The organism is bacterium (assembly GCA_023135785.1).
GTDB lineage: Bacteria > CAIJMQ01 > CAIJMQ01 > CAIJMQ01 > CAIJMQ01 > CAZNJA01.
Window position 1 is genome coordinate 1 of sequence record JAGLSL010000067.1, and the last position, 9268, is coordinate 9268.

Consider the following 9268-nt stretch of genomic DNA (forward strand, 5'->3'; position numbering starts at 1 on the left):
TGAGCAAATGGAAATAGAATATTTTGTGCGTCCCGAAGAGGCAGACAAAAAATTAGAAGAGTGGATAGAATTAATGTTTAACTGGTATATTAATCTGGGAATTAATAAAGACCAATTACGCAAACGTCCACATGAAGCAAACGAATTGGCGCATTATGCCAAAGCGTGCACAGATATTGAATATCTTTTTCCGTTTGGCTGGAGTGAACTTGAGGGTATAGCCAACCGTACCGATTTCGACTTAAAACAACATTCCAAATTCAGCGGCAAAGACCTTCAATATTTTGATAACGTCAAAAAAGAGAAGTTTTTTCCTCATATCATTGAACCCTCAGGTGGTGTAGATAGAAGCGTATTGGCATTTCTGGTTGATGCTTATCATGAAGAGAAGGTCAAGGATAATTTACGTGTAGTTTTAAAACTACATAAAGATTTAGCACCCGTAAAAGTGGCAATTCTGCCGCTTTTAAGAAACCGCCCTGAAATAGTGAAGCTTGCAAAAGAAATAGCGCAAAACTTGAAGAAAATTCTTGTTACCGTTTATGACGATACCGGAGCCATAGGCAAACTTTACCGAAGACAAGACGAAGTCGGAACCCCTTTCTGCGTAACTGTAGATGTAGAATCACTGGAAGACAAACAAGTTACCGTTCGCGAGCGAGATACAATGCAACAGGAAAGAATAGATATAGATAAATTAAAAGAATATTTACAAAAGAAATTTGATGTTAATTGAGATTAAATACCATTCTTACCCTAAGGAAAAGATAGACAAAGCGTTTAAAGATTTACCGGAAATAAAAAAGTTAACAATAGTTAAAAAACGCCCGCCATTAAATCAATGGCGAGGCAGGGTTAATAACAGTTAATAATGCCCGCCTGCCAAATATTGTCGGGCAGGGTTGCAAAATAATAAGAGCAATGATATGGAACTTTTAAAATCTCAAAAAAATGAAATATTTGACCTGTTAAAAAAAGCAACTTTTTTTAACCTATGTTAACTATGTCTGCCGACAGGCAGGCAATATTAACCTATATTAACTAAAACAATGGAGGTATTACAACATGAGAGAGAAGTACATATATTCTTTCGGAGGCGGTAAAGCAGACGGTAAAGCTGATATGAAAAATCTTTTGGGAGGCAAAGGAGCCAATTTAGCTGAAATGGCTAATTTGGGCATACCTGTTCCTCCGGGATTTACCATTACAACCGATGTCTGCACACATTTTATGAAAAACAGCAGCAACTACCCTGAAACTCTTGACGAGGAAGTGAATCAGGCATTGAAAACAGTGGAAGAGATTACAGGTATGGGATTTGATAACCCTGAAAATCCTCTTCTTTTCTCTGTCCGTTCAGGAGCCAGAATATCTATGCCCGGTATGATGGAAACAGTTCTAAACATAGGACTCACCTCTAAAACCATTCCTGGTCTTTTGAAGAAAAGCGGAGAAGAAAGATTTGTTTACGACGCATACCGCCGTCTTATGATGATGTATTCAGATGTAGTTATGGAAAAATCTTCGGGAATTGAACCGGAAGAAGGCAAAGGCATACGACATCAACTTGAAGAAGCAATGGACGAAATGAAGAAAGCAAAGGGAGTCAAAAACGATACCGACCTTGATGCTGAAGATCTTAAAAAGCTCTGTGAAATTTTTAAGGCAAAAGTAAAAGAAGTACTGAAGAAAGATTTTCCGGATGATGCAAAACAACAACTTTGGGGCGCAATATCAGCAGTCTTTCAATCCTGGAACGGAAAGAGAGCCAAGTCTTACAGGAAAATAGAAGGTATCCCTGAAATATGGGGAACAGCAGTAAACGTTCAGACAATGGTATTCGGAAATATGGGAGATAATTCTGCAACAGGTGTTGCTTTCACCAGAAATCCGGCTACAGGCGACAATAAATTTTATGGTGAATTTTTAGTAAATGCACAAGGCGAAGACGTCGTTGCAGGCACTCGCACACCACAGGCAATTAACGAAGATTCCAAAACTATAACATCAGAAAATCTGCCATCTCTTCAAGAACTTATGCCTGAACTTTACAACCAACTTGTTGAAATACGGAACAAACTTGAAAAACACTACCGCGATATGCAGGATATAGAGTTTACAATGCAGGAAGGTACACTTTATATGTTACAGACGCGAACAGGTAAAAGGAATGGTGTAGCTGCAATAAAAATGGCTGTTGATATGTGCAATGAAGGTCTTATAACAAAAGAAGAAGCTTTAATGAGAGTAAAACCCACGCAACTGGATGAACTTCTTCATCCCATGATAGACCCAGAAAAAGAAAAGACCGCAAAGAAACTTGCGGTAGGTCTTCCGGCAGGTCCCGGTGGTGGAAACGGACAGATTGTATTCACAGCAGATACAGCAGAGGATTGGGCAAAAGACGGCAAGAAAGTTATTCTTGTTAGAAATGAAACAAGTCCCGAAGATGTTCATGGAATGCACGTTGCCCAAGCAATTCTTACGGCAAAAGGCGGGATGACTTCACACGCCGCGCTCGTTGCAAGAGGTTGGGGAAAATGCTGTATAGTCGGCGCAGGGGCAATAAACATCAATGCCCGAGAAAAAACACTGACTGTTGAAGGAAAACAACTCAAAGAAGGTGATTGGGTTACCCTAAACGGAACAAAAGGAGTAGTTTATGAAGGAGTACTGGAACTACTTCCTGCAGACCCGGAAAGTAACAGCGATTACAAAGAATTAATGAGTTGGGCAGATACGATAAGGAAACTCGGAGTAAGAACAAATGCTGACAATCCTGAAGATGCTTCAACAGCGCGCAAGTTTGGCGCACAGGGAATCGGACTATGCAGAACAGAACATATGTTCTTCGGTCCCGATAGAATAACACCAATGCGAGAAATGATTCTTGCAAATACAAAAGAAGACAGACAGAAAGCCCTTGATAAACTCCTTCCATTTCAGAAGAAAGATTTTATGGGTATCTTTGAAGCAATGGATGGTTTGCCGGTAACAATAAGAACTCTTGACCCGCCCTTACATGAATTCCTACCACACGATGATAAGAGCCAACAAGAACTATCAACACAGTTGGGAATGACACCCGAAGCTGTAAAGGCAAAGGTTAACTCACTGCACGAATTAAACCCAATGCTTGGACATAGAGGATGCAGGTTGGGTACTACCTACCCCGAGATAACAGCAATGCAGGCAAAAGCAATTATAGAAGCCGCCTGCGAACTTACAAAGAAGGGAATAAAAGTATATCCTGAAATTATGATTCCTCTTATCGGGACAAAAGCAGAACTTGTAAACCAGAAAAAAGTCGTTGAAACTGCTGCAAAAGAAGTCATAGAAAAATATGGTGTAGAAGTCAAATATTCTGTTGGAACAATGATAGAAATACCACGAGCCGCATTAACAGCAGATAAAGTAGCCGAAGAGGCCGCTTTCTTCTCCTTTGGAACAAATGACTTGACCCAAATGACATTCGGCTACAGCAGAGATGATGCAGGTACATTCCTGCCGGAATATATCGACCAAGGCATCTTAACACACGACCCATTCCAGACAATTGATGAAGAAGGTGTGGGACAATTGGTAGAGATAGCAATAAAGAAAGGCCGCTCGACAAAGCAAGACTTAAAAATCGGCATCTGCGGCGAACATGGTGGCGACCCTGCATCAGTTGAATTCTGTCATAGAGTGGGAATGAATTATGTTTCCTGCTCACCTTTCAGAGTTCCTATAGCACGACTTGCCGCAGCACAGGCAGTGTTAAAGGAGAAATAAAAAATCAAATATTAAATATCACCCCTAGAAATTCGTAGAATTTCAGGGACCAAGTCCTCGGAATTTCAAAGAAATTCCAGAGGGAAAATACAAATTAAAGATAAAAAAATTAAACCCTGCAAGATAAAATTATCTTGCAGGGTTTTTTGTAGTGGCAAAGCTTGCTTTGCCTTTCATTCTTGTCGAGTAAACTCAACTACTACTGCATTGTAATATTAATTTCTGATAATGTGTCATTCCCGCAATCTTTAAGCGGGAATCTCTACATACTAGAATGCCAAATTAATATACTACTATACTATGCGGGCGGGTCGGTCACTACAATTTTACTATTTTATAAAGCGTATATTTACAGGATAGCGATATTTTTCGCCATCATTGGCTTTGATACCGGCAATGATTACCATTATCAGGTTAAATATTCCCAAAGCAATCAAAAGAGGTCATCCAATTACGATGACTATTAAAATCCACGCAACAATAGCAGCAATTGTCATAGTTATCTGAAAATTAAGTGATTCTTTCCCCTGGTCGTCGACAAGAGGCGAATCTGCCTTTTTCATTGACCATATAACTAATGGTGCAATAATGTTACCAAATGGAATAATGAATCCTGCCAAAGCTGAGATATGACACAACATCGCCCACATTTTTTCCTGTTTCTCATCCATTGCCATAATAATACCTCCTTTTTAGAAAGTTTATTAATTTGCCTTTTAGTTTACAATATTTATCTTTCTTCCGCAATCGTTACAAATAATACGGGAACCTAAGAATTTTGGGGAAATCTGCCTTAATCTGCCGCAAGAACAAGTCACACTCTCCCATCCTGCCCCTTTTCTTTTATATGTAAGTGGTTTGGAATCCACCGCCTTCTTCTGTTCTTTTTTACCACTATCCGAAGACAGAACAACTCCGGCAGCTGCTAAAACAGCCAATTCTCCAAGAGGCACTTCAATATCACGCCTACACCTTGGACAATTTATATGCGGCTTATTAAAATCGGGAGGGATTTTAATTTTCAATCCACAAGCACATACCAAAAATGCAAACTTGTTAACCGCTCTTATTAAATCCCCTATTTCTCTTGCGTCTTTCTTTTTATTATGTTCTTGATTCGGTTCCACAGAAGCTTTACGTATAGGTATAATCTTAGAATCCTTAATTCCTGAAGCAGGAATAATAGGAGATGTTCCTCCTTTAATAGCAGAGAAAGCTTTTTGATAATTTGAATAATTAACCCCCTGGGATATACCGCGCAATATTCTTATTCTCTCTGAAGTAGGTGGATGAGTGCTGGTCATATCCGAAAGTCCTATTGCCCCCATTTTTTTGATTGGATTTATGATATACATCGGCGCAGTAGCTTTATTTGCAGAAGCAAGATTAAGACGTGTTCTAGAAATTTTTTCAAGCGCAGAAGCTAATCCTTCGGGATATCTGGTTAATCTTGCGCCGGAAGCATCAGCTAAATATTCTCTTTTCCTGGACAAAGCAAAATAAAGAAGTTGCGCAAAAACAGGAGCTAATATAGCAAAGACAATAGCAACTGCCCATATAATAAGTTGTGCCTGCCCTCCTCCTTTTCCCCCTGCGCGATATCTTCTGGACGAGCCGGAAGAATACCACATACTTCTTAAAAATATTTGAGATATAAGCACGATACTTCCCAATAATACTCCGGCAAATGTAACAAAAAGCACGTCTCTATTTATTATATGCGACATTTCATGTGCTACAACACCCTGCAGTTCGTCTCTGTTTAATCTGGAAAGAAGGCCAGCAGTTACTGCAATAGCACATTTATTAGGTTTGGTACCTGTAGCAAAAGCATTGGGAGCAGGGTCGTCTATTATGTAAACTCGCGGCATAGCAGGTAAATTTGCCGCAATCTTCATTTCCTCTACGATATTAAAAAGTTGCGGATGAATTTCAGGAGTAACTTCCCTTGCGCCACTCATAGTAAGGATTATAGAATCACCCGAAAAATAGCTGGCAAGCGACATGATAAACCAGAGCGCTGCGGCTATAGAAAGACCAAAGATACCTCCGCTTTTAGGATAAAAAGCGGCGCCAATTAAATATCCTAATAAAAGAAGGCATATGCCCATACAGAAAAAAAGAATTATGGACTTTCTTTTATTTGCTCTTATTAATTCCCACATGTTTTTATTAAATCCGAAATTCCCTAGTCCCCCTGTTTCATTTCAATACCCGATGATTTCAAAGAAAGCACTCTTCGGGTACAAGAGAAATATAGGGGGAGAATATCGAAACTTGAAACAAATTCTAAATCTGAGTTTTCAAAATCCTAAACTGTTTTGAATTTCGGATTTCTGTCATTTGATATTGTTTCGTATTTCCCCTCTGGAATTCGAAGAATTCCGAGGACTTAGTCCCTGAAATTGCAGAGCAATTTCTAGGGGGAATTTCGTGCTTCGAATTTTAAAAAGCTTTACGTAACCCTAACCGCTACCCATTAACCTCTTTTTGAATTTGATTCTCCATCCCTATGATGAAAAATCTACTTTTGGAACAGCTTTTTCTTTCTGGTCTTCCAATTCAAAAAATTCTTCGGATTTAAAATTAAACATGCCTGCTACAATATTTGAAGGAACCATCTGAATTTTATTATTGAAAAAAAGAACCTGGTCGTTATAACTCTGTCTCGAAAAAGATATCTTGTTCTCCGTTGAAGTCAACTCTTCCTGCAAAGCCAGAAAGTTCTGATTCGCTTTAAGGTCAGGATAATTCTCTACTACGAGAAAAAACTTTCCCATAGCGCCGCTCAAAGAACTTTCTGCCTTGGCTTTATCTCCCATACTCTGGGCGCCCATTGCACTGCTTCTTGCTTTTGTAATATTTTCCAATGTATCTCTTTCATGCTGCATATATCCCTTTGCAGTCTCTATTAAATTCGGGATAAGATCATGTCTTCGCTTTAATTGGACATCAATCTGCGACCAAGCATTTTTCACCTGATTCCTCAAACCCACGAGCGCATTGTAAATTCCTACGAAAGAAAAAACAGAAGCAAAAACTAATCCAAACACAATCCCCCAAATAATCCCCACGGACATTTTTTCCTCCTTTCTTATTTTTAAAAAACTATTCTTTTTCCCCGAACATATCTTTAAGCAAATCCAAAACGCGATTACCCTTATCAAAAGAGCCTATTTTGATAATTTCTTCAAGCTCTCCCTTGTCAAACCAGAGCCCGTCTCCCTTCCTGCATTTATCTATGCATACTTTTTCATCCAACCCGCAAAGAACTTTTTCCATTCTCTTTGAACATATAGGACATTTCCTCGCCTTTTCTTTTGTATTCTTGTCTACTTGGAAAGAAATAAGGAACTTATCCTTTTCCGTAGAAGTCCCAAGCAAAAGCTCCAATTCTCCCCCGTCAAGCCACATGCCTCCACAGAAAATACAATGGTCTATCTCTATTTCCTGAAGCTCCAAAACGAGCATCGGCTCTTTACATGCAGGACAATTCATTCATTTCTCCATTTAATAATTCTCAACAAAAACCTCATAATAACTCTGTGGATGCGCGCAGGCAGGACATATCTTGGGTGCTTCTTTGCCTTCATGCACATAGCCACAGTTTCTGCATTTCCATCTGACTACTGTATCTTTCTTGAATACTTTGCCTTCTTTTATATTTTTGAGTAGTTTTCTGTAGCGGGCTTCATGATGCGCTTCAACTTCCGCAATTTCTTTGAAAATAGTTGCTATCTCTCCAAATCCTTCTTCTCTTGCAGTGTTCTCAAAATCCTTGTATATAGCCGACCATTCCATTTTTTCGCCATTAGCCGCTTCTTGAAGATTGGTAACAGTATCTCCTATTATACCCGCAGGATAAGAAGCTGTTATTTCCACATCTCCGCCTTCAAGAAACTGAAAAAACTTCTTTGCATGTTCTTTTTCGTTTTCTGCAGTCTCAAGAAATATCCCGGATATCTGCTCAAATCCTTCTTTCTTTGCCTTACTTGCAAAATAAGTGTATCTATTTCTTGCCTGCGATTCTCCTGCAAATGCCACAAGAAGATTCTTTTCTGTTTTTGTTCCTTTTACATTCTTCATTTTTCTGTTCATCCTTTCTTCTAAAGTATTTCTTACACTCGAATTTTATTTACGACATAAAAGTGTCGGCATTAATAACATACCAGAATCTCTTTTGACGAGGAAGGAATCTCTACTTCCTTTTCTTTGAATTCCTTCCAATCTTTGCCGTCGATTTTTACACTGCGAATATTTTTTTCGACCGGCAGTTTTAATATAAAACCTCCTGAAAATTCTTTCTCTGAGTTTAGATTCAATTTCAAATAGTCGTCTTTCAAATGGCTCTGCAAACTATAACTTACCAACCCGAAAAAAGTGGGTGCATTTTTTATCTCTATACACTTGCCATCTTCGAGCCAAGCCGGCGGAACGCACGAAAGAAGAATAATTTTTTCGTCCGTTTCGCGTAAAAGCATATCACGCAGCAAAAGCACATAATGAGCTGCCACCCATCCGTGCGGAACATCACCAACAATTCCGCCATTGTCGTTAACTTCTTTTAATCCTTTTTCGTTAACTTTGCTCGGAATCGCCTCCATCCATGCACCCGGACATGATTGATGCTGTAAACTCCACTTGAGATTTTTAAGAGCCACATCCTCCATCCCCAGCGAAATAAGCGGCCGGGCAAGTTTGACATTGTAGCCCCAGAAAAGATTTTCATATTCCACGAACCAGCCACCATCATAGCCGGAAAAAGCACCTGCTTTTTCCCAATAGCTCTGATAAGATTCCCTAAAACCATCCAGAGGTATTTCTATTCCCATCGCCTCGCCTGGAAAAAGAGCCGGTCGATGCGCCCAGGCCATTTGCGTCTCACCCAAAATACGATACAGCTGGTCAACTTTTCTGTATTTGGCAGGCCAATCGTCTGCAAAACCCGGATAAAAATCTGTTCCCTCACGTTTTTTTACCATCTCCATACTCGCCAAAAGACACTTTAACAAATCGTTGTACTCATTTGTCAGCCACCGTAAATCGTCCGGCTTATTTAAAATTACTGCTGATTCCATCGCCGCTTTAAGGCCAATCAACGACCACCAATTATCGACATACAAATAAGCAGGAATCGTAAAATTATCCTGACTTACACTCTTCGGCAAGAGGCCGTAAGCAACGGTTCCCTTAAATTCCGGTTTCAACTGCTCGGCTCGCAACCGTTTTAGTATTTTGCTTTTTTCGAGCATACGCGGATAAAATTTTTCCAGCCAATCCGCATCCTCATTCAGTTTGTAATGTGAAAACAATGCGTAGATATTTCCACCCAACTCATCGAGATATTGACTGTCGGTATAGTCAAAATCTTCCACCGCAGCCCGAACCACATCCTTCAGACCGACTTTGTCCAGTGCTTCAGCCATATCCGCAGCATCGTGGAGGAAAAAATGATTGTAGGCCGACGGACCGGGACAGAGCAAATCGCCATCCA

The 9268-nt window shown here is 39.7% G+C and carries 7 protein-coding genes and 1 pseudogene; 2 read left to right on the forward strand and 6 right to left on the reverse strand.

Annotated features, from left to right (window positions below):
- Together KAS42_05180 and KAS42_05185 are read left to right on the forward strand one after the other, a co-directional pair.
- Positions 1–736: glycine--tRNA ligase (locus KAS42_05180; protein MCK4905610.1), on the forward strand; the 736-nt coding region annotated here is incomplete at its 5' end.
- Between the two features lie 329 nt (positions 737–1065).
- Complete coding sequence (locus KAS42_05185; GenBank protein ID MCK4905611.1) at positions 1066–3774, forward strand: pyruvate, phosphate dikinase; 2709 nt, start codon at positions 1066–1068, stop codon at positions 3772–3774.
- A 329-nt stretch (positions 3775–4103) separates the two neighbouring features.
- On the opposite strand, the pseudogene KAS42_05190 reads toward KAS42_05185, so the two are convergent.
- The 6 genes and pseudogenes from KAS42_05190 to KAS42_05215 all read right to left on the reverse strand — a co-directional run.
- Positions 4104–4415: pseudogene (locus tag KAS42_05190) on the reverse strand (DUF4870 domain-containing protein).
- Between the two features lie 75 nt (positions 4416–4490).
- The gene (locus tag KAS42_05195) at positions 4491–5939 is read right to left on the reverse strand and encodes a M48 family metallopeptidase (protein MCK4905612.1); all 1449 of its coding nucleotides are present in this window, start codon (positions 5937–5939) and stop codon (positions 4491–4493) included.
- 345 nt (positions 5940–6284) lie between these two features.
- Entirely contained in the window at positions 6285–6854 is a 570-nt protein-coding gene (locus tag KAS42_05200) for a LemA family protein (GenBank protein MCK4905613.1), read from the reverse strand.
- A 28-nt stretch (positions 6855–6882) separates the two neighbouring features.
- Complete coding sequence (locus KAS42_05205) at positions 6883–7272, reverse strand: zf-TFIIB domain-containing protein (GenBank protein MCK4905614.1); 390 nt, start codon at positions 7270–7272, stop codon at positions 6883–6885.
- A 12-nt stretch (positions 7273–7284) separates the two neighbouring features.
- The gene (locus tag KAS42_05210) at positions 7285–7860 is read right to left on the reverse strand and encodes a rubrerythrin family protein (GenBank protein ID MCK4905615.1); all 576 of its coding nucleotides are present in this window, start codon (positions 7858–7860) and stop codon (positions 7285–7287) included.
- 71 nt (positions 7861–7931) lie between these two features.
- A partial coding sequence (locus KAS42_05215; GenBank protein MCK4905616.1) for a hypothetical protein occupies positions 7932–9268 on the reverse strand: 1337 nt, incomplete at its 5' end.